The organism is Paenalcaligenes sp. GW821-LYS-B07-1 (assembly GCF_058803365.1).
The window spans coordinates 1,087,025-1,113,009 of record NZ_CM179516.1 but is presented as its reverse complement, the minus strand read 5'-3'; the positions used below and the strand labels follow the sequence as shown (position 1 = coordinate 1,113,009).

The window sequence follows — 25,985 nt, the reverse complement described above, 5'->3', positions numbered from 1 at the left end:
CACCCCTTGCACTGATCACGTTAGTAATAACGAGATTGCAGGTACGTATGTTACCAAAGCCAAAGCCACTAACAAGGCTAATAACAATGCCACAGACTCTTTAAGGAATTCATTCATAGTTACGCGAGTAATGTTGCAGACTAATAGCATCACTGTTCCTACTGGCGGTGTCAGCGTACCAATAGACAAATTCAGGATCATGACTAGTCCAAAATGTATGGGATCTATACCCATCTGCATCATCACAGGTTTGAGCAACGGCACCAGCACGATAATCAGCGCAGTACCCTCAATAAACATGCCTAGCAGCAACAGCAAAATATTCACCGCTGCCAAAAATACGTATTTATTATCAGTAAGGCTACTAATCCAACTCGCCATCGCTACCCCAGCATGCTCTAACGAGAATATCCACGCCAAGGCCGAACTTGCCATAATGACCAGCATGATCGAAGCCGTCGATTTTGCAGTTGTAGTGAGCGCATGCCCCACATGGCCCAGGGTCATTTTTTTATAAATCACAAAACCTATAAATGCCACAATTACCACACCTGCGGCACCTGCTTCTGTAGGTGTAAAGATATTGGCACGTATACCGCCCACTACACCCACCAATACTAACAACGCTGGCCAAGCACTTAAGCCTGCACGCCCTAGCTCTCGTGGCTTGGGCCACTCTTTAAGCATGGGTTTATAGCCACGCTTCACTGACACCAACCACACCGCCACCATCAGCAATACAGCACATAACAAGCCAGGCAAAATACCCGCCATAAACATACGACCAATGGAAACGTCGGCCACCATGCCGTAAATAATGAGCGCAATACCAGGAGGAATGATAGGCGTCACCAATGAGCCCGAGGCTGTAACCGCTGCCGCAAAAGCACGGCTATACCCTTGACGCTCCATTTCTGGAACCATCATTTTGGACAACATAGCCGCATCAGCCAAGTTAGATGCACTCACCCCGCCCATCAAGGTGCTCATGGTGATATTGGCCATTGCCATACCACCTCTAAATTTCCCCACCAGCAGGTTAGCCAAATGCAAGATACGTTCGGCTACGCCTGTATGAGACAGCAAGGTTCCCAACAAAATAAAAAAGGGAATAGCCAACAAGGTGCTATTTTGTGCTGGCGCAACCAAGCGCTGTACTGCCACACCGAATGGCAGGCTATTAAAGAACAAAAAGTAAACGACAATCGCCGTAAACATGGCCAGATAAATGCGCATGTTCAGCAGCATCAATCCAAACATTATGGGTAATATCCACATCCAGCTCATACTTCGTCTCCACTACCACTTGCCGATTCCCGTACAAACAAACGCCTAAACATCAGCACTGCTGTAGCGGTAAAACCAATAGTCACTGGCACATAAATCCAGAACAGCGAAATACCCAAAATACGTGTCATACGTGCCTGCACAGCGCCAGCCAGACTCCAGCTCCACCATGCTGCGATTAGCAATACAGCCACCGACAACACCCCCATGAGCACATACACAATCTGGCGTACACGCGGACGCATGGCATCCGTCAAAAAGCTGATGGTTAAATTTTCATGATCGCGCTCAGCAAAAAACACACCCATAAAAATAATCCACACCATCAACAGCCCCGACATTTCTTCCACCCAATGCCACGGCATGTGCATCACGTAACGCATGAATACACCACCAACCGTGATGCACACCAGCGCTCCCAGAATCAAGCCAAGTAATGCATTGCCCAGCTTATTCAACACTTGTTTCATCATTCCCCCTCAGCCCTAATGCCCATCACTCTTAAGGTTAAGCAAGCCTAAGCCCACCCAACACCTCTAGAGCGATGAGTCGTGAAACACAAAATTTCGTCTTATTTCAGCTGATCTTGTAGGGTTTGATATAAGTTGGGAGACCACTCTGGGAACTGCTCATACACTTTCAGTGCTTTAGCTTTGAAGGCCTCTCGGTCTGGCTCAATGATCTCTACACCTTGAGCACGCATCAGCTCTAACACTTTGGCATCACTTTCTTTGGCCAACTGCTGGCTATACAAACCGGCCTCGCGCCCTGTCTCGTGAATCAATGCCAACTGGTCTTCGGGCAAAGTACTAAAGAAGGCCTCCCCCCCCACCCATACTGCCGCAGTAGTCAGGTAATTCACCAGCGACAAGTACTTAGCGGGCTCATGCAGTTTTTGCCCATACAACACACTAAGCGGATTTTCTGCACCATCTATCACACCTTGCGTCAGCGCTGGGTACACATCGGCTAATGGCATAGGTGTGGGCGTGGCTCCCATGGCCTCAAAAGTTTTGATTTGAATAACATTATTGGGCACACGGATTTTCATGCCAGCCAAATCTTCTGGTGTACGAATAGGCTTTTTGGCAATGATATGGCGGTCACCATAGTTGTAGTTAGTGATGACCAAATGCACACCTTGCTCACGCAAGGATTTATTTTTCTCAGCAAACCACGGACTGTCATACAGCTCAAACAGTTTCTCGGTGTTTTCCGTTAAAAATGGACCATACAGTGCAGCCAAGTCTGGTTCGTAATCGGCCATGAAACCCACATCGCTAATCGTCACCACGTTCATCCCCATCAGCGCCTGATCCATCACATCGCTTTTAGAGCCCAACTGCGAACTAGGGTACAGCTCTAACAAAATCTCCCCATTGCTGCGTTCTTTGAGCAAATCTGCCCAATAGTGCATCACTAAATCTGCCGGCTCCCCTGGATGGTTCTCATAGGCGACTTTAATGGTGGTAGGGGCAGCAAATACTGCCATAGGTGCTGCCAGTGCGAACGTTGATAAAGCTGCTATTGCATACGTTTTTAGTGTTTTCATTGTTTGTCTCCAGAGTCATTGCTCTTATTTTCTGTACATTACTTAAACTAACTGACTACCTCGTTTTGCGAACCAAAACACGATGACAAAACAACCCAACGGCAACCAAAACGCTTGCTCAATTGAACTGTTATCCGCAATCCACCCCATCAGCGATGGCGCAATGGCACCACCCACAATGGCCATAATCAAATACGATGATCCCCGCTTAGTACGGCTACCCAGTCGCTCTAAACTCAGCGCAAAAATCGTGGGGAACATAATAGACATAAATAAAAATGCCAACACTAGCGCGATGACCGACCACACGGGGATGCCGCTCACCACAACCCCCATCAAGACCACATTCACGAAGGCATACCATGCCAGCAACACACGTGGTGCTATCACTTTCATCAGAGCGGTGCTAACAAAGCGCCCCACCATATAGCAAAGCATGGCCACCGATAACCAATACGATGCTTTAGACGCCGTCATACTGCCCCAATGATCCATGGCGTAATTGATGAAAAACGCCCCTAAACCCACTTGTGCTGCCACATAGAAAAACAAGGTAATCACGCCATTTACATAATGGCGCTGTTGGCTTAACGGCAAGGATTGCGTCTGCACATTGGTATCAGACTCCCGTATATCCGGCAAAGGAATACGCGCAATCAATAGTGCAAGAATCACCACTACAGCAGCAATCGCAATATAGGTGATACGCACCCCATCAAACCCTGCCACTTCTGTCATAGCACCTGTTGCCTCGTTTGCGGCCGTACTGAAGAAAAATGTGCCACCAATCAATGGGCCAACAAAACTTCCCAAGCCATTAAATGACTGCGCCAGATTCAACCTACGTGCTGCGCCTTCCTCGCTACCCAAAATCGTGGCATACGGGTTGGCCGCTGTTTCCAAACACCCCAGCCCTGACGCCAACACAAACAAGGCAAACAAAAACAAGGCAAAACTTGCCGCACCAGAAGCAGGAATGAAGAGCAAGGCACCTACTGCGAACAGCCCTAAACCCAATAAAATCCCTGGCTTATAACCGAAGCGCTCCATAAAAATCGCAGCCGGTACAGCCACAATAAAATAAGCACCGAAATACGCCGCCTGCAATAATCCTGACTGCGCCTTACTTAGCTCTAGAGCTTCTTGAAAATGCTTATTCAGCACATCAAGCAAGCCATACGACAAGCCCCACATAAAAAACAAGCTGGTAATTAAAATCAGAGCCACTCTGTACGAGCCGCCTTGCACGTGGTTTACACCTTGTCCTGCTTGATCATTACTCACTGTCCACCTCTACGATAATCTTTTGGTAAGTGCTTAGCGCTCAGCGTTGAACTGATAAATGCAGTGCGCTTGTACCCACTTTTCACCCTCTGGAGTCCACGGTGTAGGGGCTTGAAAACGCCACATCAAACGCTCCCACTCCTGTACTCGGCTGTTGCTATGCTGTGCTTGCTGAAATGCTGCCGCATCAAAACTCGTATCGTCGGTCTCCATCACCATGCACAAACGAGTGCCTAAACGATAAATATCAATGCTTAACACGCCGTACTCAGAAAACTGTGCCTGCACTTCTGGCCATACCTGCTGGTGCCAACACTCGTACTCTTGTATGAGTTGCTCGTCGTCTTTCAAATCCAACATCATGCACGTTCTCATACACACCTCGACTAGGTAAGCGAACGGTCTAAATGCACATAGCCGCCATCTGGAACCACCCACTGCCCCGTTGTGTGTGACGCTCTAGACGACAACAAAAACACGGCGGTGTCAGCAATTTCCTCTGCTGTAGTCATACGTTGACCCAAGGGAATATGACGCGTGATATTGACCTTGGCCGCCTCAGGGTCGTCAAAGCTTTGCAACCAGCGCTCATACAACGGCGTCATCACTTCGGCTGGTAAAATTGCATTTACCCGCACGCCATATGGTGCCAACGCAGCAGCCCATTCACGCGTCAATGCCAACTGCGCTCCTTTAGATGCACAATACCCACTTGTATTACCCTGCCCCGTCACCGCAGTTTTAGAGGAAATATTTAAGATGACACCCTGATTACGCTTTAACTCTTCCACACACAAATGCGCCATCACATAACAGTGGATTAAGTTGCTTTCCAGTGAAGCCATAAAGGCCTCACGACCTGCATCCAATCCAACCCCATCATTGATACCGGCGTTATTCACCAAGGCGTCAATACGTCCTTGCGTAGCAATCACCTCATTTACCGCCTTGGTGCAAGCGGCCTCATCGCGCAAATCAAGCTGATACAACACCGGTGACTCACCAGTTTCAGCAAATACTTGCTGCATCTCGGCACTGATTGGCGAACGCGCGAAAATCACCACCCTTGCCCCTTCACGCAATAACTGAGCGGAAATCGCACCACCTATTCCCGAGGCTCCCCCAGTCACAATCACCACTTTGTTTGTTAAATGTAAATCCATCGTTTTGCCCTACCTTGAATAAAGACGCTGCGCATTGCCACCAAACAACTGTTCAGCTTCCGTTATAGACAACCGCGCTTTCGCCCAGCGCTCAATCACGCCCAGTCCCGCGTCATAACCACCACATAAATGCGCTACAGGCCAGTCACTACCAAACACCAATCGCTGTGCCCCAAAACACTCTAGTGCCACATCCAAAAACGGATGAAAAAGTGCATCAATGTGCTCTGTGCGTTCAAGCGTCGATGCCCCCACCTCCGTCAATAGGCCTGAGACCTTCACATAAACATGCGGCAAGTCACCCAACAGGTGAAAATATTGCTGCCATCGACGGCCTTGCTCTGACGCTAAGCCAGCTTGATAATCTGGTTTAGCCAAATGGTCTACCACCAACACATGGCGGTCATTTCTTTGACTAAAAGCGACCGATCCGTCTAGCTGATCGTGACGCAATAACAGCTCATAAACCTGCCCTTGCTGTTGAATCTGCTTAACGTAATCATTGAAAATACTGCTCTGAAGCACTAATGCAGGGTCAGCCATGTCTTGCAACATGGCTCTTACTCCCACACTCTCGGGCTGGCTTAAGAATTCGTCCAACTTGGCATGCGCTGCGTCATGGCACAAATCAGCCCATCCCACCACACCAGCGATACGCGAAGACTGCTTGGCCACTGCAAGCAGCCACTCATTCTCCTTCCAGTCAGCGCGAGCCTGCACCGCAACCACACTGTCAAAACCGTGTGCATCCAGTAGTGCAACGGCCTGAGCAACGTGGTAGTCGCGCCTTAACACTGCCATCTCCGTACTAATCCACGGAAACTGAGCAGGATCAAAAGACCAAAAATGCTGATGCGCATCTATTCTCACGTTGCTACTCCTACTTAGCCTTTGAACTCGTACTGATCAATAGAAGTACGTTTCATTTCAATGGAATAACCTGGCATGGTAGGCGCCACATAGGCAGCATTCTTAATGCGGCACGGGTCCACAAAATGCTCGTGCAAGTGATCCACAAATTCGATTACACGCCCCTCTTTGGTACCGGCAATGCACACGTAGTCGATCATGGACAAATGCTGCACGTACTCGCACAACCCTACCCCGCCAGCATGAGGACATACTTTCAGGTTGTATTTGGCCGCCATCAGCATCACCGCCAACACCTCATTAACACCGCCCAAACGGCAGGCATCAATTTGCACCACATCAATCGCACCTTCCATAATCAACTGCTTGAACATGATGCGGTTCTGGCACATTTCACCCGTAGCCACCTGCATTTTGCCTTTCATGGCTTCACGAATTTTTCGGTGACCTGCAATGTCATCTGGACTAGTAGGCTCTTCAATGAACCACGGTTTAGCAAAGGCCAACTGATCCAGCCAATCAATAGCTTGGTTCACTTCCCACACCTGATTGGCATCAATCATTAAGTTGCGCTCACCCAGCACTTCACGAGCAATACGCAGACGACGTTTATCGTCCTCCAGATCGCGCCCTACTTTTAATTTCACGTAGTCGAAACCGGCATCAACAGCCTCTTGCGCCAAGCGACGTAACTTTGCGTCGTCATAGCCTAACCAACCCGCTGACGTGGTGTAGCAGGGGTAACCATTTTGTTCCAAGTCGGCGATGCGCTCTGCTTTGCCTTGACCACGACTACGCAACAGCTCTAGTGCTTCTTCTGGCGTAATGCAGTCGGTGATGTAGCGAAAGTCAATGAGTTTGACGATTTCTTCGGGGCTCATATCGGCCACTAAGCGCCATACAGGTTTGCCTTCGGATTTCGCCCATAGATCCCACATGGCATTGACCACAGCACCCGTCGCCAAATGAATCGCCCCTTTATCTGGACCAATCCAACGCAATTGGCTGTCGCTGGTGATATGACGCCAAAAGCGTCCCATATCTTCTGCCACCCATGCCAAATCCAGCCCTACTACCAGATGTTCCATAGCCCTGATTGCGGCACAACAAATGTCGTTACCGCGGCCGATAGTAAAGGTCAACCCATGACCTTCTAGCCCAGCCGTATCGGTATGTAGTACCACATAGGCTGCCGAGTAATCCGGATCCAAGTTCATGGCATCAGAGCCATCCAGATTGTCTGACGTAGGGAAGCGGATATCCCGCACTTCCATTGAGGTAATTTTTGTCATTACTTACTTCATCCTGACGATTAATACGAACCACCACTACTGCTTAGAGCTTGTTTGAACCACCCATTTCATTCTTCTAAGCGCGCTGCAAATTTCATTTACTCCTAAACAAAAATTCATAAATGAAAGTTACTTTTTTATATAAAAGCATATGGCTAAAAAAAATTCCAGCGATTGTAGGGGCTGAAATTCAAATACAAGGGCAAACCCCTAGCTATTTTTGTCGTGATCACGCACGACGAATCATGCGTTCTCTCGACGCTGTAATTTTTTTTTTGCAATTTTTCTTTCTTGCTAACCAGCAAAGCATTGAAATGACAGCCATCTCTCCTCGCCAAAGCGCTTTACATCACTTATCATATTATTTATTAATATAAGTTTATTTCTTTTAGAAATTTAGAATATGTGGTCTATTCTTTTAGGGCTGATTATTGGACTTTCGCTGGGCTTAACTGGCGCAGGCGGTGGCATTTTGGCGGTACCTGCCCTGATATTTGGTTTAGGTTTAACGCTGCCTCAAGCGGCTCCCATCGCCTTAATTGCAGTAGGTGCCGCCGCTTTAGTGGGTGCGTTACAAGCCTTACGCCAAGGCAATGTACGCTACAAAGCCGCCATACTCATGGCTGTGGCTGGAGGGTTAACTGCCCCCTTCGGTTTAAAGGTGGCACAGGTCACCAATCCAGATTGGTTGAATATCTGTTTTGCCATTGTGCTGTTTCTGGTGGCCTTACGGATGTGGCATCAAGCCACACGACAGCAGCGACTCCCCATGAATGACACCGGACTACTGCCACATAAAACCTGTACGCTCTCACCCCACAACGGTAAATTTATCTGGACACCGGCCACCGTGATCACATTGACGGGTATAGGTGCAGTGTCTGGTTTTTTTACTGGCTTGCTCGGCATCGGTGGTGGATTCATTATTGTTCCTGCGCTGGCTTATTTCAGCACCGCTAAGATGGATAACATCGTCCCCACCTCATTGATGGTGATTGCTCTAGTTTCTGCCACCACGGTGGTTTCCGCGTTCACCAAGGGCTTATCCATCACTGCCCTACAATGGCTATTTATTTGGTGCACCATCATGGGGATGGTGGGTGGCCGTCTGATTGCACCCCGTATTCCCGCCCCACTATGGCAACGCCTTTTTGCCGTAGTGTGTACGGTTGTGGCGGTTGTACTGCTTTTACGTTAACGCGTGCTTTTGCTTTTAAGGCCAAGCCCCCTACAATAGCCTGACTACACAATTAAGCCCTATGGGCTATTTGATACATGACTGCGTCAGCCGCCTCCCCCATGACCGATTCACATGATCTATCAGACGATCGCACTTCCAGATCTGAACTGGCTTATCAAAAAATCCTAGACGGTATACGCGAAGGCGCGCTCAAACCGGGCCACCGCATTACCGAGGTAGAAATTGCCACATGGCTCAAAATGAGCCGCACGCCTGTACGCGAGGCACTACGACGCCTGGAAACAGCAGGCTTACTCACCAGTGCGCCATATAGCGGCATGCAAATCACTCGTTTAGGCTATCAGGAAGTCATGGAACTTTACGATATGCGCGTCGTGCTAGAAAGCACAGCAGCAGGCTTAGCCGCCAAACATGCGAGCGACGCTGAGATCTATTCGTTAAACGAGATCATGAAACGCTACGAAGCAGCCACTACACCTGCTGAGCAAGCGCGTCACAACCGCATTTTTCACCATGCGCTGGCCTACGCTGCACACAATCGTTATTTGCTTAAATCACTGAACTCTATCCGTGATTCCATGATTTTGCTGGGTAAGACCACCTTTGAAGTACAAGGCCGCGCCCAACAAGTCATACAAGAGCACCGCAACATCATCAATGCCATTATTGCTCGTGACAGCCAAGCCGCTAGCGATGCCGCTGCTCTGCATATCCGTGAAGCCCAAAAAGCACGCATAGCACTGTTAGGCGAAGAAATTGACGAATAAATGCTGCACCCTATATATAAAAAAGCCTGAACTCAGTTCAGGCTTTTTTATTCACCATCTAGGCACTATACCCCCAGGTATTGCTCTACCATCACCCTATTATCTTGTAAGGCTTGGCTGCTTCCTGACCACACCACATACCCCTTTTCCAGCACCACATGCTGGTTAGCTAACGCCAACAGTGGTTTTAGATTCTTATCTACGATAATCATCGCCAACCCTGTCTGCTTTAACTCACCCAAGACCCGCCAGATCTCAGCGCGTACCAAAGGCGCTAAGCCCTCAGTTGCCTCATCCAAGATTAAAAGTTTAGGGTTGGTCATCAACGCCCTACCGATTGCCAACATTTGCTGCTCGCCTCCTGACAACTGATTACCCATGTTGTTGCGGCGCTCTTCCAGCCGTGGGAAAAATTCGTAGATGCGCTGCAAATCGAATACTGGCTTTGCACCATGCCTATTCGCCGCCGTGGCCACTAAGTTTTCTTCCACATTCAAGGTAGGGAAAATTTGCCTGCCTTCAGGCACATACCCTACACCCAACCGCGCCACCTCAAAAGCAGCCAGTTTGTGAGTGCGCTTTCCTAAAAAGCTAATAACACCTTGTTGCAATGGCAGTAAACCCATGATGCATTTCAACAGCGTGCTTTTACCCATACCATTACGGCCCAATAAGGTAAGCACCTCTCCCTCTTGCAATGCAAGGCTCACACCGTGCAGCACATGACTACTGCCGTAGCTAGCGTGCGCATCATCCACGTTTAACAAAGTCGCCATGCCCTATTCCTCGTCACCCAAATACGCACAGTTCACCGCTTCATTCTGGCGTATAGCTTGCGGGCTATCGCAGGCAATAATGCGGCCATACACCAATACGGAAATACGATCGGCTAACTGGAATACCGCCTCCATATCGTGCTCTACCATTAAGATGCTGTACTGGCCTTTTAACTCTTGCAGCAAGGCAATCATTTGCTGAGATTCTGAACGACTCATCCCAGCCAAAGGCTCATCCAATAGCAACAGCGTAGGTTTCATCGCTAACGCCATGGCGAGTTCTAACTGTCTATGCTCGCCGTGCGCCAACGCCATCACATCATCATGCGCGCGCTGAGCCAGCCCCACTTGCTGCAACGCGATCATTGCCTCATCGCTCACTGCTTGGTTTTTTCTTACTGGCTTGAACACCTGCCACGCTGACCCTGTACGCGCCAGAATCATCATCATGACGTTTTCCAGCACACTAAAGCCTTTGAGCAACTGTGTAATTTGGTACGAACGCGCAATACCCTGCAAAGAGCGCTGGTGCACCGCTAATGAGGTAATGTCATTACCCTGAAAATGTATAGTGCCCGCATCAGGTTTAAGCTCACCCACTAGCAAACCCATCAAGGTGGTTTTGCCTGCACCATTAGGGCCTATCAACGCATGACACTCGCCAGTTTTAAGCTCTAACGACACATCGTCGGTAGCAACTAAACCGCCAAAACGCTTCTGCAACCCGTGCACGGTAAGTAAAGAGCTCATGACTTTCCCCCCTTAGAGGACAGCCCTATTAACGCCCCCCACAACCCTTTACGAGAGAACAATGCAATCAGGAAGATAAACAAGCCTATCCATGCCATCCAGTGCTGCGTCATGCCCGATAAGGCCTCTTCCAACAACAAGAACACTGCCGTACCTAATAAAGGCCCCATGACAGTACCCATGCCGCCCAACACAATCATCAGCACAGAGTCACCAGAGGCTTGCCACGACAAGTAAGAAGGGGATGCAAACAACGTCAAATTAGCCAGTAGTGCACCGGCTATCGCACAAATCACAGCCGATGCCACATAAGCGGATAACTGATAACGCAAACGCGGAAAGCCTGCCGCAACCATACGTTGCTCATTGGCTTGAAAACCTCGCAACACATAGCCAAAGCGACTATGCACTACACGCCACACCAAGAACATCACCATCAACAGCACAACCACCGTGACGTAATATAGCGCTACTCTGTTATTCAAATCAGGCAAGAAAGCAAACTGACTACGCTGCTCTATCAACAGGCCATCATCGCCGCCATATTGCTTAAGACTCACAAACAAGAAATAGAACATTTGCCCAAACGCTAGGGTAATCATAATGAACCCTATACCGCGCGTGCGCAAAGACACCAGCCCCGTTATCGCTGAAACTCCTATGGTGATCAGCATCGCCAACCCCAACTGCATCCAACCATCTTGCAAACCGTGGAAACTGCTGATGCCCACCACATAAGCACCTATACCCACAAACATGGCGTGCCCCATGCTTACCAGTCCGCCAAAACCTAAAATCAGGTTCAACCCACTGGCCACAATCGCAAAAATAACAATACGCGTAGCCAAGGTCAGATAGAAGCTCTGCCCCAACCACTGCGATACCATCGGCACAATCAGCAACACCGCAATCAGCAACACCGCAGCGATAGTACGCACAGATCGCCACTGAAGGGACTCAGGCAAAAAACCAAAGAAAGTACTGCCACCGCAGCACGGCTTGTCTCGCGAAGGTGATGTCATGATAGATATCCTTAACGCTTGACCGGAAACAGCCCATGCGGTTTAAACGCGAGCACAATAGCCATAAACAAATAAATCAACATAGACGCTAACGCAGGCCCAGCCGCATCAGCCACACTACGCTCTAAGAATCCACGCAGGATTTGAGCCATATACGCACGGCCCATCGTATCCACAATGCCAATAATCAGCGCCGCATAAAATGCACCACGTATGGAGCCTATGCCGCCAATCACAATGACCACCAAGGCCAAAATCAGCACGTTATCGCCCATACCGGACTGCACGGACACAATAGGCCCCACTAGCCATCCAGCCAGCGCAGCAAGCCCTGCCCCTACACTGAACAGTAAGGTATTCAAGAGCTTGGCATTCACGCCCAACGCCGACACGATATCCACGTGTGTAGAGCTGGCGCGCACCAACATACCTACCTTCGTGCGATGTATTAACCAATAAATCAGTGCCGCTACTGCTAGACCCATCGCAATAATCAACAAACGATAGATGGGGTAGAACATGCCGAAAATACTGACAGCACCATTGGCCCACTCTGGCACGCTAGCAAAAAAGGGCTGGGCGCCCCAAATCATGCGAGCTGTTTCATTGAAAAACAGGATTAAGCCCAGTGTGGCCAACACTTGATCCAAGTGTTCTCGCGCATACAAGCGTCGCAACGCAACGAACTCTAGCGCCATGGCCAACAACATGGTTCCCCCTACCCCTGCCAACCCCGCCAACACGAATGAGTCTGTGTGCGCAAAAGTGGTGGCCGAAAAGTAGGCGCCCATCATGTAGAAAGACCCATGGCTGAGGTTCACGAAATTCATGATCCCCAACACCAGGGTCAGACCTGCAGCAAAAAGAAACAGCAGCATGCCCAACTGTACGCCATTGAGCAGCTGCGAAAAAAAGAGATTCCAAAACATCACTGCATCGGGCACGCCTGGTAATAACCATCCTTGGCATCCGTCAAGGTTTTGGCCACTGTCTTCAAGGTGGTATCACCATCTTGATTCACTACCTCAAAGACATAAAAATCTTGTATGGGGTAGTTGTTAGTGTTGAATCTGAAATTACCGCGCACCGACTCAAACTCAGCTGCTTTGATAGCCGCTTGCAGAGCTTCAGTGTTTTCCACATTGCCTTCTACTTTTGTCAGCGCAGAATCTAACAATCTAGCAGCATCGTAAGATTGTGCGGCGTACTCTGAAGGAATACGACCGTACTTCTCGGTAAAGTCTTGTACAAACTGATGGTTAGCCGCGTTATCTAAGTCAGGGCCCCAATCAGATGCACTGAGTACACCCACAGCCGAACCTTTAAGCGCAGGCAAGGTTGTACCATCTACTGTAGAAACACTCATCAAGGGAATGCGGCCCATCAAACCCGATTGCTGGTAGGCTCGTACAAAACTTACACCCAAACCACCGGGATAAAACACGTACACGGCATCGGGCTGCTCGGCCATGATACGAGAGATTTCGGTAGAGAAATCCAACTGATTCAATGGTGTATAGATTTCGTCTTGCAGCTCAGTGGCATAGGCCACTTTAAAGCCACGCACAAAGTCTTTGCCCGCTTGATAGTTTGGTGCCAGCGTAATGACGCGTTCGTAGCCTTGATTCTTGGCATACACACCCATGGTTTCAGCAAACTGATCATTCTGCTTGCTCATGACAAACACATGAGGATCACATTGCTCACCAGCCAACGGTGCTGGGCCAGCACTAGCACTCATCACGATGACATTGGCATCTGCAAATTTCTTCGCTACCGCCATCATAATGTTGGTGAATGAAAACCCCGTCACGATGGCTACTTTTTCTTTTTCGATGAGCTCATCAGCAATTTGGTTAGCCACTTCGGGTTTCAACTGAGTATCACGCTTGATGACCTCAACCGGCACACCACCCAGCTTGCCGCCATTTTGCTCTACCAGCATCATGAAGGCATCAAGTTTGTCCTGCCCCAATGCAGCTTGAGGCCCCGACAATTCACTCATAAAACCGATTTTGACAGCCTCTTCAGCTTGCACGCCTGAGCAGGCCATCATCAAACCGATCATCAGTGAAACTGTTCTCATTTTCATCATTATTCCTTTTTAGGCATATCCCAGCATTATAAGCAGTCTTTAGAGACAAGAATGATACTCATTAAGAATTTTTTAAACTCATCACAACACTTGCGTTACCGACTGATAGTCATTATCATTCTCATCTATATCATATAGGAGTTTATTATGCTTAAAACTGATCTATCCCACTGGCCCTTAATCATCACTGTAGCAACTGGCCCCGCCACCGTAGAAGAGTATGATGAACACTTCGCACAATGGGCTGAGTGGCTGCAACAAGACGAACACTTTGCCACCTTGCGCATTTTTATGGATGACGACTCTCTTGTGCATCCACCTGGTTCTGCCCAGCAGTCTAAACAGTGGTTACAACAATGGGGAGCTAGTATCCGTGAGAAAGTAACTGGCATGGCAAGCGTCGTACCTGAAGCCCTTTACCCCAAGCAGAGTAAAATGAATGCCGAAAAGCTGTTTGGCGTACCCGCTCAAACCTTTGCCGACATCCCCTCATCACTAGTCTGGCTAGAACAGCATGTGTTTAAGCAACCACTGCCCAAAGCAGATTCGCTGGAGCACACGCTGACAGCCCTGCAAACTGCAATGCGTTCATGAATCTACCTTCTACCCCAACATCACGCCCCAGACGCCGCGCCCCCAAAGAGCGCCGCCTGGAGCTGATGAATGCAGCCCAAGCTTTATTCTTGGAAAAAGGCATACAGCACACAAGTGTGGATGACATTGTTGCTGCTGCTGATGTAGCCAAAGGGACGTTCTACGTCCATTTCGGCTCTAAAGACATTTTGCTCATGGCGCTACAGCAGCGCTTTATTGATGATTTCTGCCAGCGCACCCATCACGCGCTACAACAACCGTACGCCGATTGGGCACAGCGCTTGCTGCATTGGTTTGACGCGGCACTTGGCTGCTTAATTCACCAAGAGCTGCTGCACGACATGCTGTTTCATGACATACATCCCGCCAGTCGCTCCTTAATGCAGAACAACCCGGTCGTTGATCAATTACGGCAACTCATACTCGATGGCCACGCCACTGGCGTATGGCATTGCGACCATCCGCAAGAAATGGCTATTATGATGTTTCAAAGCATGCACGGCTTAGCCGATACGCTAATTTCCAACCAAACACCTCAGCAACACTCCGCCCTCGCGCACCTACTGGCCAGCTCCTTTTCCGCTGCGCTCACCCTCAATATTTCGTGATACCCGCTTCATGAGCTCTACGCCCTCAACTGCATTCAACTTCAAACCCCTGCTGATTTCTAACATGGTGTGCAGTATGACCATGATGGCTTTCATTGCCGTATTAGGCCCTATCGCCAGCGTCGTTGGCTTGGCACCCTGGCAAGCCGGCACCATCGCTACCGCTGGTGGAGTACTCTGGATGGCCACCGCTCGCCTCTGGGGACAACGCAGTGATCACCACGGTAGACGAACCGTACTGCTACAAGGGGTAAATGGCTTCTTACTCAGCAACTTAGCCATGTGTGCACTACTGATTCTATCGCTGCAATTTATGCCATCCAGTGTGCTTATTTTCTTGGGTATGTTGCTCGCCCGCAGTGTGACGGGGGCGTTTTATGCCACCATTCCTACCGTAGGCCAAGCGTTGGTCGCTGATAATGTACAACCCGCTCAACGCACAGCCACCCTAGCAGCATTAGGAGCCGCCAATGCTGCTGGTTTAGTGCTGGGCCCAGCATTAGCCGCCAGCCTTACCCATCACAGCCTAGCTGCTCCGTTGTACTTGATTGCTATCTTGCCAGTAGTAGCCAGCTTTATGCTCTGGCGTTATCTACCTAAGCAAGCAGCACAAGCCCACGCTAACCGTGCTGCTATTGCTTTGCATGACCCTCGATTACGCGGGCCTATGACAGTGGCTTTTGTGGCCATGCTATGTGTGGCTATTGCTCAAATTACCATTGGTTTTTTTGCAATAGATCAATTAAGACTAACCCCCACCGAAGCAGCACAAGCCGCCGGCACGTCGCTCACACTGGTAGGCGTTGGCCTGATCTTGACCCAAATTGCTGTGCGTCAACTAAACTGGCCACCCAAGAAACTCATCCGCATAGGCGCTGTTATTGGGATGCTAGGTTTCGCTTCAGCTGCCATTTCGCTTTCTACAGGCATGTTAGCCACTAGTTTCTTAGTGGTTTCTGTAGGGACGGGCTGCATTTTCCCGGCTTTTGCAGCGTTAGCCTCTAATGCCGTAGAACCCCATGAACAAGGTGCAGCCGCTGGTTCTATTGGTGCTGCTCAAGGTTTTGGCATGGTAGTAGGCCCCATTGCCGGTACCTTGCTGTACAGCTTGAGCCCCAGTGTGCCCTACTTTTTTGCAGCCTTACTGCTGGGCGTAATCGCCATCTCCCGCATTTAAGCACTCGCGCGGCTTGTCTATTACCGGGCGTTCTAAGATATGAGCGCCCGGCCCCAACTGACCCAACTCATCATAGGGGTTACGCAAGGGGCAACTTTCTAGCGACAAACACCCGCAACCAATACAGCTATCTAGCTCATCACGTAAGCGGGTCAAGCGTGCAATACGCTCATCCAACCCCTCTCGCCACTGCCCAGACAACTGGTGCCATTCCTCGGCTTTCATTTTGCTGCCATGCGGAAAACGCCCAAACGCTTGTGTGATTTCCTCTAATGATAGGCCCGCTCGTTGCGCCACTTTGATAATCGCCACATAACGCAACGTAACCGCAGAAAAGCGCCGGTGATTATTCGCACCACGCTCGCTGTGTATTAGCCCTTTGCTCTCATAAAAGTGTATGGCCGAGACGGCAACACCACTACGATTGGCCACTTCACCCACCGTTAGAAAACGCTCACTAGTCTGTTGTATTTCCTGTTTTTTTGCGGTTTGCATCGCTTGACCTCAAGTTAACTTTAGGTCTTATAGTAACTCCAACTAAAACCTAGAGACAAGGCTACATGCGCTTGTTACCTTTTATTGGAGTACAGAATGCCCAAGAAAGTAGTTTTCCCCTTTGCTGGCATCGCCGTGCTAGCTATAGGTGTACTTGGCTATTATTATTTTCCCGGCGCCTCGTCTGAAGGCGGCTATCAATACCCCCCTACTCCAGTTGCTGTGGCTTCTGTCACGATCAAACCTGCGTATGTAGATATTATTAGCACCGGAGAGCTTGAGGCAGCACAACAGGTCACCCTGACTGCAGAAACCGAAGGCCGGATCACGAAACTGCTACTAGAATCAGGCAGTACTGTCAAAGCCGATCAACCCCTAGTGCAACTGAACGACGCTAGCGAACAAGCCGAGCGCCAACGCCTACAAGCTCAACTCACTCAGGCCAGACAACACTACCAACGTACCCGCACCCTGAATCGCCAAGGCGTTGCCACTGCAGAACAGTTGGAACAAGCCCAAGCCGCCTTGGATATGAGCACAGGTGAATTACGCTTAGTGGAATCACAAATTGCTAAGAAGCAGATCAGAGCGCCGTTTTCTGGTGTAGTCGGTGTACGCCAAGTGCATCCCGGCCAATACCTACACACCGGCGATAGTATTGTTTCGCTCGTGAATAACGACACCGTCTATGTGAACTTTCAGGTGGATGAAAAAAGCGCGGCCCATTTAGAACTAGGCCAACGCTTAACGGTGCACAGCGACGCTCACCCTAATCAAGATTTCGATGCCACCATCATCGCGATTGATCCCTTAACCAATCGCTCACGTAATGTGTCTGTACAGGCCGAGCTAACCACTGCAGATACACCTGCGCGCGCGGGCAGCTCTGCCACGATACAAGTACGCATTCCACAAGACGGCAGTAGCTACTGGGTGCCTGAAACCGCCATCAACTACGCCAGCTACGGCAATACGCTGTTCACTATACAAACCGCCGAGTCTGGTAGCACCTTAGCCAAACGCACCTCTGTAGACGTAGGTAGACGAGAGCAAGGTTTGGCTGAAATTCTGCAAGGCCTGCAACCCGAAGACCAAGTGGTAGTCTCGGGCCAAATCAAACTGCAAGACCAAGCCCCTGTTCACATTAAAGAGCACAACACCTTGGCGCTCTCGGATGACAAAGGGCTAGCACCATGACCTTTACCGATCTCTTTATTCGCCGCCCTGTGTTGGCGGTGGTTGTTAGTGCGCTGATTTGCTTACTGGGTTTGCAAGCATTGGGCAAACTCCCTATACGCCAATACCCATTACTAGAAAACGCTTCTATCACGGTGACTACCCAATACCCGGGCGCCCCCTCTGATGTGGTGCAGGGCTATATCACACAGCCCATCACGCAGGCGGTGTCATCCGTTGAAGGTATTGATTATGTGCAATCGTCGTCCGTACAAGGACAAAGCCGCGTCACCATTCGCTTGAACTTAAATCATGACTCCAATAAAGCCCTGACTGAAGTCATGGCACGTGTGAGCCAGATCCGCTACAAGCTACCTGAACAAGCCTATGACCCGGTTATTGAACGCTCTTCTGGCGACTCTACGGCTGTAGCCTATGTAGGCTTTTCCAGCGCAGAGCTTCCTATTCCCGAGCTCACTGACTATTTATCTAGGGTTGTGGAACCGCTGTTTTCCACCATTGATGGCGTATCAAACGTACAAGTCTATGGCGGCCAAACCTTGGCGATGCGCTTATGGCTAGACACACAAAAACTCGCCACCCGCGACCTTACCGCCAATGATGTAGCCCAAGCAGTACGCAACAACCATTACATTGCCGCCCCCGGACAAGTGAAGGGTCGCTATGTGCTCTCTAACATTCAGGTAAACACCGACATAGGTAGCGTATCGGAGTTTCAAGACCTCGTGATCCGACACGACGACGACGGTCCTATACGCATACGCGATGTGGGTACTGTAGAGCTCGCTGCCAACGCTACGGACAGCAGCGGCTTAATGAACAACAAACCCGCTGTGTATCTAGGTTTGTTTTCCACCCCTACCGGCAACCCGTTGGTGATTGTAGATGGCATACGCCAGCTACTACCTACCATCCGCAGCACCTTGCCGCCTGGCGTAGAGGTAGAACTGGCCTTTGAAACTGCCCGCTTTATTCAAGCCTCTATTGATGAGGTGATGAGCACCCTACTAGAAGCCATGCTAATTGTGATTGGCGTGATTTACCTGTGCTTGGGTTCGCTACGTACAGTACTGGTGCCACTTGCTACTATCCCTCTCTCTATATTGGGTGCCGCATCCATCATGCTGGCATTTGGCTTCAGCATTAACTTGCTAACCTTACTGGCTATTGTGCTGGCAGTAGGGCTGGTCGTGGATGACGCCATTGTGGTGGTAGAAAACGTGCACCGTCATATTTTAGAAGGCAAATCTCCTGTGGTAGCTGCCTTACTGGGTACACGCGAAGTGGCTGGGCCTGTGATCGCCATGACCTTAACACTGGCGGCTGTGTACGCCCCCATTGGGTTAATGGATGGGTTAACCGGTGCACTCTTCCGTGAGTTTGCTCTGACCTTAGCTGGCGCTGTATTGGTATCTGGTGTGGTGGCCTTAACGCTGTCGCCCGTCATGAGCTCGTATTTGCTAAACCGTCAACAACAAGAAGGCAAACTCGCGCAGCTAGCTGAACATTTCTTTACCGCACTGGGCAGACGCTATCACAACATTTTGGAAGGTTTACTACGCCATCACAAGAAAGTACTGGCCTTTGCTGTGCTGATCTTCATCAGCCTGCCATTTCTCTACAACATGCCACAGCGTGAACTGGCACCGCCTGAGGATCAAGCTCATCTGTTAAGTGCAGTGAAATCCCCGCAATACAGCAACCTAAACTATGCCGAACACTTCTCTCGTCAGCTGACCGAAGTATTCAACACCATCCCTGAGGGTAGAGGCTCATGGATCATCAATGGCACCGATGGCCCAGCCGCAAGTTTTGGTGGCCTAGAGCTAAGCTCTTGGGGCGATAGGGAACGTACTGCCGCTGAAATTCAGCAAGAGCTACAAGGCAAAGTCAGTGACGTAGAAGGTAGCAGCATCTTCATCTTCCAACTTCCTGCCCTGCCCGGTTCTACTGGCGGCTTGCCGGTACAAATGGTATTGAAAAGCACTGTAGATTACCCACAACTGTTTGAAGCCATGGATCAAATCAAGGCACAAGCATGGAAAAGCGGTTTGTTTGTTGTCGTAGACAGCGATCTGGACTACAACAACCCCGTCACCCGCTTGCGCATAGACCGTGCCAAAGCCAACAGCTTGGGTATTAGCATGCAAAAAATTGGGGAATCCTTAGCCTTATTGATGGGCGAAGATTACATCAGTCGCTTCACCATGCAAGGCCGTGCATACGACATCATTCCACAAGGCAATCATGTAGAACGCTTAAGCCCCGACAGCTTAAAGCTACACCGCATACGCACAGCAGCAGGCGATACCATTCCACTGTCTACCATTGTGACCTTGGAGTCTGACGTTACAGCAAACTCGCTAACCCAGTTTGACCAGCAAAACGCCGCCATCTTCCAGGCAATTTTGGCACCTGGCGTTGCCATGGGGGATGCCGTCGCATTCTTGGAAGAAAGTCTAGCTGCTTTGCCTGCTGAGTTCAGTCATGACTGGTTAGCCGACTCTAGGCAGTTCAAACAAGAAGGCAACACCTTAGTGTTTGCATTCATGGGGGCGCTGATTGTTATCTACTTAGTGCTGGCCGCTCAATACGGCAGTTTTGTAGACCCCTTGATCATTTTGGTCACTGTTCCTTTGTCGTTATGTGGTGCGCTACTACCACTCGCCCTAGGGTTAGGCTCACTCAATATCTACACCCAGATTGGCCTAGTCACCTTAATAGGCCTGATCAGTAAACACGGGATTCTGATGGTGGAATTCGCGAATGAGCTACAGCACAAATCACAACTGGATAAACGCCACGCTATTTTGCGTGCCGCCGAAATTCGCTTGCGCCCTGTGCTCATGACCACCGTGGCAATGGTGTTTGGTCTACTGCCGTTGCTGTTTGCTAGCGGTGCGGGTGCCAATAGCCGCTTTGGTCTAGGCGCTGTACTGATTACAGGTATGGCACTAGGTACGTTATTTACCTTATTTATTCTGCCCTCTTTCTACTTGCTGATGGCCAAAGATCATACTCAAAAAAGACTGACTATCCGACAACAGCAACTGGAGCAGTTTGATCTAGAAGAAGGACCAGCCCAATCATGATTATGCGTACACCTTTTCTACTTTCGCTGATTGCGAGCAGCCTGGTGGTGGCAGGCTGCGCCGTGGGTCCCGATTATGGGCGCCCCGTTACCCACCAGTTGTCAGAAACAGCACTGCCTTATCAAGACTTCTCTGCCGTGCTTCCTAGCACCCATTGGTGGAACTGGTTCAACGACCCACAATTAGACAGTCTCATACAACAAGCGCTGCTCTCAAACCACGACATACTCAAAGCCGAGGCCAGACTGCTCAAGGCTAGAGCTTTGTTAGATCAGCAAGACAGCGAACGCTGGCCACAAATTACTGGCAGTGCCAGCCAAACACGACAAAGCCAGCAGGTCAGCATAGATCCCAACCGACGCGAAGTAGGCGAACCGCGTCAGGTAGGTATGCAAGTACAATGGGAAATAGACCTACTTGGTAGGCTACAGCGCCTAAGCGAGGCCGCTGCCGCTGATGCCGAAGCCTCCAGTGCTGACGTGACACAAATGCAGCAGCTTATTGCCGCCACAGTGGCCGATGCATATTTCTCGTACCGTCATCTGCAAAAACAGGTAGCACTGAAAGAACAGCAAATACAAAGCTGGACAGCTACTGTCAAACAATTGCAGGCCGAACACCAAGCAGGCTCTGGACTCCCAGAAGACAGCGAAGATGCCCAAGCCCGTTTACAACATCAGTACCAAGAGTATGAAGCCCTAACGCTGGATATGCAGCAGCAACTACTCTCGCTCAAAACCTTACTGGGATTAGCGCCAGATGAGAACCTATCATTGCAACCCGAGCAAGGTTCTACCCCCGAGGTCAAAACGTTGCCGCTTGCGCAGGTAAACGAGTGGATTCAACAGCGCCCCGATGTACGTCGCGCTGAAGCACAACTGCAAGCCTCTACTGCCCACATCGGTGCTGCCACAGCCAACCTGTATCCACGCCTCAGTATCAGTAGCTTTTTAGGCTTTTTCTCACTGGGCACTCAAGGCCTGAACTCTGCTACACAAGCGTATTCGGCTCAAGGGCTGCTGCAATGGCCGGCAGTGAACCTGTCCTCTGCACGAGCACAATTACGTGCTGCCGAGGCGGATGGTGACTATGCGTTGATAAGCTACCAACAGCAAATACTCACAGCCCAGCAAGAAGTGCAAAGCGCCATCTTGAATATCACTGAGCACCAAAAGCAACTACAGCGACTGCTACAAGCCAGCGTGCATATACAACGAGCTGCTGACATTGCCAAAACACGGCACGGAGCAGGTTCGGGCAGCTATCTTTACGTTCTGGAAACTCAACGTACACTGTACGACATAGAGCAACAGCTGCGGCAAGAAGAATTCACCGCCCAACGCTATGTAGTACAGCTCTATAAAACCCTGGGCTGGTGGGGAAAAGATGACTGATATCTAATTACAGATAATTCAAGCGCAGACACCAGGATTCAGGTTATCGTTAGCACACTTCACGGATTTCTCATTACGCACATTTTCCATGAAAATTGAAACGGCCCTTTATTTCCGCAGCTTCCTGGTGTTGCTTGCTTTCGTCAGCCTAACGTTTATTTGGCTGCTATTGCCGTTTTACGGCGCTGTATTCTGGGGCGTAGTCTTAGCGATTATTTTTGCCCCACTGCAACGCCGTATTTTGACGGCCATGAATGGTAGAAAAACACTGGCCGCGTTACTTGCCTTATTGATCATCATTCTGATCGTCATTATTCCCGTTATTCTAGTGGCCGGTGCGCTGGTCCAAGAAATGGTCTCACTCTATAAAATGATGGAGGGGGGACAACTCAACCTCGGTAACTACCTAGACCAAATCTTGCGTGTGATGCCACAAAGTGTGCATGACATTGCTAACCGCCTACTTGGTGGCGATCTGGACAACATGCGAGAGCGTTTTTCCGAGTTTGCTATCAGCTCTGGGCAATTCTTAACCCGACAAGCGCTCAGCATAGGCTCCAACACCTTCCAGTTCCTAGTTAGCCTAGGGATTATGCTATACATGCTGTTTTTCTTGTTACGTGACGGCACTATGCTTGGCCGTCACTGCCGCAACTTAATTCCGCTGAGCGAAGAACAAAAAAGCCACCTACTGCGTAAACTGACAATCGTAGTACGAGCCACCATTAAAGGTAACCTTGCTGTTGCCGCTACCCAAGGTGCTCTTGGTGGGTTGATCTTCTTTATCCTCGGTATTCAGGCATCCCTATTTTGGGGCGTGCTGATGGCCGTGTTGTCTTTGTTGCCTGCCGTAGGCGCTTCGCTGATCTGGGGGCCGGTAGCCATTTACTTCTTTGCCACAGGACAGATGTTTGAAGGCACTGTCCTGACCGCATTTGGCTTGTTCGTTATCGGCTTGGTAGACAACGTTCTGCGCCCACTTTTGGTTGGCAAAGACACGAAAATCCCTGACTACATCATCTTGATTTCGACACTAGGTGGCTTGTCGCTCTTTGGCCTGAATGGCTTTGTGATTGGCCCGCTGATCGCTGCGCTCTTTATTGCCTGCTGGGATCTGTTCCCTGCTGCCATAGAACAACGCAACCGCAGCCTAGAAGAAGAACGCAATCAGTCTCACTGATTCGCGCTACCTCTGTACGAAAAAACGGCAGGCGAATCAGCCTGCCGTTTTTTTTAACACTACCGCTCTACTTATTGGTGTACCACTTGTCGGCCATAACGTAGGAAGCGTCCAGAAAACCCCTTAGCATTGTGCTCGCTAGGATCTTCTTTAAGTTCTGTATTTTCCAACAACTCAAACCCATGTTCTTGCAACGCCTTACCAAAGCGTCCGGCATAACCACGGTTTGGATCTACTAACCAAAACTCTGCATTAGGCTCACTGTGCTGGTCAATGAATGTTGCTAAATCGTTAGGCATATCTGGCTCATACAGTACATCGCTCGCCATAATCAAATCAAAGCGGCTTTCTAACACTTCTAGCCCTAATATTTTGGCTTGCTGATTATAGTTTTTTCCCCAACGGCCATACTTGTAGCGCATGGGCAAAAGCTTATTCAAATGTACATTACGACGTAAAAATTCACTGCTTAACGGGTGCGTATCACTGGCTGTGATTTGCAGTCCGCGTTGGTGCGCCACCAAACTGGCTAGCCCCAAGCCACAACCAATTTCGAGTATCCGTAATTTTTTGTCTAAAGGACGTGTAGCGACTTTATTGGCCAGATGAACACTGGAGGGCCAAAGCTGACCAAATAACGGCCACGTAGCCGACGAAACACCCAAACGTGCCGCCATCCCTTTGTAATCATGAAACTGCTGAGTGTCGGCCAAAGTGCGCAATCGCATATTACCTGCTTCACGCACTTCCACAGTTTGTATACGTGTTTCATACGCATGCATACTATTCTCCCTAAAACCCATAACACTCTATAGCATGGACCATTAAGAGAAATAAAGCAAATTTAGCAGATTTTATTGAAATTTATAAACAAATAAAATAAAAATAAAAACTTTTAGAAACAATTAACCTAACAAACAGCAGCGATATACCCTCTTGTCCTCTGCGATGCAGCTCATCAGCCCAGCATTTTCAACGCCACGATAGATGCAATGATCAACAGCAAGTAGAAAAACTTGCGTACACCACCTTTATCGCCCCACAACACAATGCCGGACACCACCGTACCTATCACCCCTATGCCTGTGTAAGCGGTATACGCAATAGATACATCAATGCTACGCATGGAAAGGTACAAGAAATACAACGAGCTAGATAAACCTAAGCCATACACAACAGCCCCACGTCTATAGCGCTTACTCGCAATATCACGAATACCGGCCACCACAAAAATCTCTAGCAAACCCGCCAGAACCAGAAATAGCCAATTCATCCTATACCTCGTTCTGCTTTAACTTGATCACCGAGAACAAAATCACGGCAATGGCCAGCACAGCTGCCCATTTAAGCTCTTTGCCAAAATACAGCACATCCAACATATAGGTGCCTACTGTGCCAAAGGTGACAAACACCACATAGGCAAACGCCGCCCCCATACGCTGTGCAGCCAGCACCATGAACACAAAGCTACCCACAATGCACAGAACGGTTGCAGCCCACTCCCCTGGACTTGCTGCATACTTCAGCCCTGCTGCCCACAAGACCTCCAGCGCACTGGATATCACTAAAAAAATCCAACTCAACATGAAAACTACTGCCCTGACTTAAGAGGTGGTTACATCGCCTGCTTGCCCATCAAGCCTGCTATATCGTTGAAGGTGTCTTGCCACGCTTGATCGCTTAACTCGGCCAAACCGAAGTAACGCAATACAAACGCCCCTTCTGTCGCAAAGTAAGCAATACGAGCTTGTCTACCTTCAGGTGTAGAGGTGTCTAACTCAGCTAGTCGCTCGTGATGCCAGCGTTTTATCCACTCGCGTAACTCTTTAGCCTCTAGAAGCACACTAAGATGGCTGGCCGCTCGCGCAATAAGCGCCTGCTCATCTGCGGTGATATGTATGTGCTGACTGATTTTATCTATGCTGGATAACTGCTCCACTGAGACACCAGCCGCCTTTTCCAAGCACGCATCGTAACGTCGCCCCCAGCGTTCCAACATGGCATTCACCAAGCCTTGTTTGGTACCGAAACACGATTGCACCCCACCTTTACTAATGCCCATCGCCTTAGCGACGGCATCAATAGTCAATGCCGCTGCCCCGCTTTGATCTACGATGGCTTCAGCAACATCTAACACTTTGTCTCTATCTATGCTGCGTGGTTTACTCATGTTTTGCACCATTCAATAC

Annotated in this window: 27 protein-coding genes; 9 read left to right on the top strand and 18 right to left on the bottom strand. The window is 49.6% G+C overall.

Going from position 1 to position 25,985, the window contains the following annotated elements; translation table 11 throughout:
* Nucleotides 1-15: 15 nt before the first annotated feature.
* The 8 genes from AC3QL0_RS05165 to AC3QL0_RS05130 form a co-directional block, all read right to left on the bottom strand.
* Nucleotides 16-1,260 carry a TRAP transporter large permease gene (locus AC3QL0_RS05165; protein ID WP_493010379.1) on the bottom strand — a complete coding sequence of 415 codons (1,245 nt, stop codon included), beginning with the start codon at nt 1,258-1,260 and terminating at the stop codon, nt 16-18.
* Nucleotides 1,261-1,283: 23 nt separating this feature from the next.
* A complete protein-coding gene (locus AC3QL0_RS05160) occupies nt 1,284-1,760 on the bottom strand; it encodes a TRAP transporter small permease (protein WP_493010378.1) in 477 nt (158 codons plus the stop codon).
* A gap of 98 nt (nt 1,761-1,858) precedes the next feature.
* On the bottom strand, nt 1,859-2,839 hold the full coding sequence (locus AC3QL0_RS05155; protein WP_493010377.1) for a C4-dicarboxylate TRAP transporter substrate-binding protein: 981 nt from the start codon (nt 2,837-2,839) through the stop codon (nt 1,859-1,861).
* A gap of 42 nt (nt 2,840-2,881) precedes the next feature.
* On the bottom strand, nt 2,882-4,123 hold the full coding sequence (gene fucP / locus AC3QL0_RS05150) for an L-fucose:H+ symporter permease (RefSeq protein ID WP_493010376.1): 1,242 nt from the start codon (nt 4,121-4,123) through the stop codon (nt 2,882-2,884).
* A gap of 33 nt (nt 4,124-4,156) precedes the next feature.
* The gene (locus tag AC3QL0_RS05145) at nt 4,157-4,486 is read right to left on the bottom strand and encodes an L-rhamnose mutarotase (RefSeq protein ID WP_493010375.1); all 330 of its coding nucleotides are present in this window, start codon (nt 4,484-4,486) and stop codon (nt 4,157-4,159) included.
* A 23-nt stretch (nt 4,487-4,509) separates the two neighbouring features.
* Nucleotides 4,510-5,286: an L-fucose dehydrogenase gene (locus AC3QL0_RS05140; protein ID WP_493010374.1), complete on the bottom strand. Its 777-nt coding sequence runs from the start codon at nt 5,284-5,286 to the stop codon at nt 4,510-4,512.
* Nucleotides 5,287-5,295: 9 nt separating this feature from the next.
* Nucleotides 5,296-6,156: an amidohydrolase family protein gene (locus AC3QL0_RS05135; RefSeq protein ID WP_493010373.1), complete on the bottom strand. Its 861-nt coding sequence runs from the start codon at nt 6,154-6,156 to the stop codon at nt 5,296-5,298.
* A gap of 14 nt (nt 6,157-6,170) precedes the next feature.
* Entirely contained in the window at nt 6,171-7,448 is a 1,278-nt protein-coding gene (locus tag AC3QL0_RS05130; RefSeq protein WP_493010372.1) for an L-fuconate dehydratase, read from the bottom strand.
* A 403-nt stretch (nt 7,449-7,851) separates the two neighbouring features.
* Between AC3QL0_RS05130 and AC3QL0_RS05125 the strand changes: the two genes are divergently transcribed.
* Nucleotides 7,852-8,646 (top strand): sulfite exporter TauE/SafE family protein, encoded by a 795-nt coding sequence (locus AC3QL0_RS05125; protein WP_493010371.1) that lies wholly within the window; start codon nt 7,852-7,854, stop codon nt 8,644-8,646.
* Nucleotides 8,647-8,747: 101 nt separating this feature from the next.
* Nucleotides 8,748-9,416 carry a GntR family transcriptional regulator gene (locus AC3QL0_RS05120; protein ID WP_493010370.1) on the top strand — a complete coding sequence of 223 codons (669 nt, stop codon included), beginning with the start codon at nt 8,748-8,750 and terminating at the stop codon, nt 9,414-9,416.
* 65 nt (nt 9,417-9,481) lie between these two features.
* Here AC3QL0_RS05120 and AC3QL0_RS05115 read toward each other — a convergent pair whose 3' ends face one another.
* The 5 genes from AC3QL0_RS05115 to AC3QL0_RS05095 are packed head-to-tail and all read right to left on the bottom strand — an operon-like array spanning nt 9,482 to nt 14,050.
* Nucleotides 9,482-10,192: an ABC transporter ATP-binding protein gene (locus AC3QL0_RS05115; RefSeq protein WP_493010369.1), complete on the bottom strand. Its 711-nt coding sequence runs from the start codon at nt 10,190-10,192 to the stop codon at nt 9,482-9,484.
* Between the two features lie 3 nt (nt 10,193-10,195).
* Nucleotides 10,196-10,942, bottom strand: coding sequence for an ABC transporter ATP-binding protein (locus AC3QL0_RS05110; RefSeq protein ID WP_493010368.1), 747 nt, complete (start codon nt 10,940-10,942; stop codon nt 10,196-10,198).
* A complete protein-coding gene (locus AC3QL0_RS05105; RefSeq protein ID WP_493010367.1) occupies nt 10,939-11,964 on the bottom strand; it encodes a branched-chain amino acid ABC transporter permease in 1,026 nt (341 codons plus the stop codon). Before AC3QL0_RS05105 ends, AC3QL0_RS05110 begins: the two co-directional genes overlap by 4 nt.
* 11 nt (nt 11,965-11,975) lie before the next feature.
* Complete coding sequence (locus tag AC3QL0_RS05100) at nt 11,976-12,893, bottom strand: branched-chain amino acid ABC transporter permease (protein WP_493010366.1); 918 nt, start codon at nt 12,891-12,893, stop codon at nt 11,976-11,978.
* Nucleotides 12,893-14,050, bottom strand: coding sequence for an ABC transporter substrate-binding protein (locus AC3QL0_RS05095; RefSeq protein ID WP_493010365.1), 1,158 nt, complete (start codon nt 14,048-14,050; stop codon nt 12,893-12,895). The genes AC3QL0_RS05100 and AC3QL0_RS05095 overlap by 1 nt, the downstream gene beginning before the upstream one ends.
* A 156-nt stretch (nt 14,051-14,206) precedes the next feature.
* Here AC3QL0_RS05095 and AC3QL0_RS05090 point away from each other — a divergent pair, with 156 nt between their 5' ends.
* The 3 genes from AC3QL0_RS05090 to AC3QL0_RS05080 are packed head-to-tail and all read left to right on the top strand — an operon-like array spanning nt 14,207 to nt 16,438.
* Nucleotides 14,207-14,653, top strand: a complete 447-nt coding sequence (locus tag AC3QL0_RS05090; protein ID WP_493010364.1) for a hypothetical protein — start codon at nt 14,207-14,209, stop codon at nt 14,651-14,653.
* Nucleotides 14,650-15,261, top strand: a complete 612-nt coding sequence (locus AC3QL0_RS05085; protein ID WP_493010363.1) for a TetR/AcrR family transcriptional regulator — start codon at nt 14,650-14,652, stop codon at nt 15,259-15,261. The genes AC3QL0_RS05090 and AC3QL0_RS05085 overlap by 4 nt, the downstream gene beginning before the upstream one ends.
* 10 nt (nt 15,262-15,271) lie before the next feature.
* Nucleotides 15,272-16,438 carry an MFS transporter gene (locus AC3QL0_RS05080; protein ID WP_493010362.1) on the top strand — a complete coding sequence of 389 codons (1,167 nt, stop codon included), beginning with the start codon at nt 15,272-15,274 and terminating at the stop codon, nt 16,436-16,438.
* On the opposite strand, the gene soxR is transcribed toward AC3QL0_RS05080, so the two are convergent.
* Nucleotides 16,403-16,933 (bottom strand): redox-sensitive transcriptional activator SoxR, encoded by a 531-nt coding sequence (gene soxR / locus AC3QL0_RS05075; RefSeq protein WP_493010361.1) that lies wholly within the window; start codon nt 16,931-16,933, stop codon nt 16,403-16,405. The genes AC3QL0_RS05080 and soxR overlap by 36 nt on opposite strands.
* Nucleotides 16,934-17,029: 96 nt before the next feature.
* Between soxR and AC3QL0_RS05070 the strand changes: the two genes are divergently transcribed.
* The 4 genes from AC3QL0_RS05070 to AC3QL0_RS05055 all read left to right on the top strand — a co-directional run bounded on the left by AC3QL0_RS05070 (nt 17,030) and on the right by AC3QL0_RS05055 (nt 23,796).
* Nucleotides 17,030-18,130 carry an efflux RND transporter periplasmic adaptor subunit gene (locus AC3QL0_RS05070; protein ID WP_493010360.1) on the top strand — a complete coding sequence of 367 codons (1,101 nt, stop codon included), beginning with the start codon at nt 17,030-17,032 and terminating at the stop codon, nt 18,128-18,130.
* Nucleotides 18,127-21,222 (top strand): MexW/MexI family multidrug efflux RND transporter permease subunit, encoded by a 3,096-nt coding sequence (locus AC3QL0_RS05065; protein WP_493010359.1) that lies wholly within the window; start codon nt 18,127-18,129, stop codon nt 21,220-21,222. Before AC3QL0_RS05070 ends, AC3QL0_RS05065 begins: the two co-directional genes overlap by 4 nt.
* Nucleotides 21,219-22,616, top strand: coding sequence for an efflux transporter outer membrane subunit (locus AC3QL0_RS05060; RefSeq protein WP_493010358.1), 1,398 nt, complete (start codon nt 21,219-21,221; stop codon nt 22,614-22,616). The genes AC3QL0_RS05065 and AC3QL0_RS05060 overlap by 4 nt, the downstream gene beginning before the upstream one ends.
* Before the next feature lie 88 nt (nt 22,617-22,704).
* Nucleotides 22,705-23,796, top strand: a complete 1,092-nt coding sequence (locus tag AC3QL0_RS05055; RefSeq protein WP_493010357.1) for an AI-2E family transporter — start codon at nt 22,705-22,707, stop codon at nt 23,794-23,796.
* A 71-nt stretch (nt 23,797-23,867) separates the two neighbouring features.
* On the opposite strand, the gene AC3QL0_RS05050 is transcribed toward AC3QL0_RS05055, so the two are convergent.
* The 4 genes from AC3QL0_RS05050 to AC3QL0_RS05035 form a co-directional block, all read right to left on the bottom strand.
* The gene (locus AC3QL0_RS05050) at nt 23,868-24,578 is read right to left on the bottom strand and encodes a class I SAM-dependent methyltransferase (protein ID WP_493010356.1); all 711 of its coding nucleotides are present in this window, start codon (nt 24,576-24,578) and stop codon (nt 23,868-23,870) included.
* 176 nt (nt 24,579-24,754) lie between these two features.
* Complete coding sequence (locus AC3QL0_RS05045; RefSeq protein ID WP_135867181.1) at nt 24,755-25,069, bottom strand: DMT family transporter; 315 nt, start codon at nt 25,067-25,069, stop codon at nt 24,755-24,757.
* Between the two features lies 1 nt (nt 25,070).
* On the bottom strand, nt 25,071-25,382 hold the full coding sequence (locus tag AC3QL0_RS05040; RefSeq protein WP_493010355.1) for a DMT family transporter: 312 nt from the start codon (nt 25,380-25,382) through the stop codon (nt 25,071-25,073).
* A 29-nt stretch (nt 25,383-25,411) separates the two neighbouring features.
* On the bottom strand, nt 25,412-25,966 hold the full coding sequence (locus tag AC3QL0_RS05035; RefSeq protein ID WP_493010354.1) for a TetR/AcrR family transcriptional regulator: 555 nt from the start codon (nt 25,964-25,966) through the stop codon (nt 25,412-25,414).
* Nucleotides 25,967-25,985 lie beyond the last annotated feature (19 nt).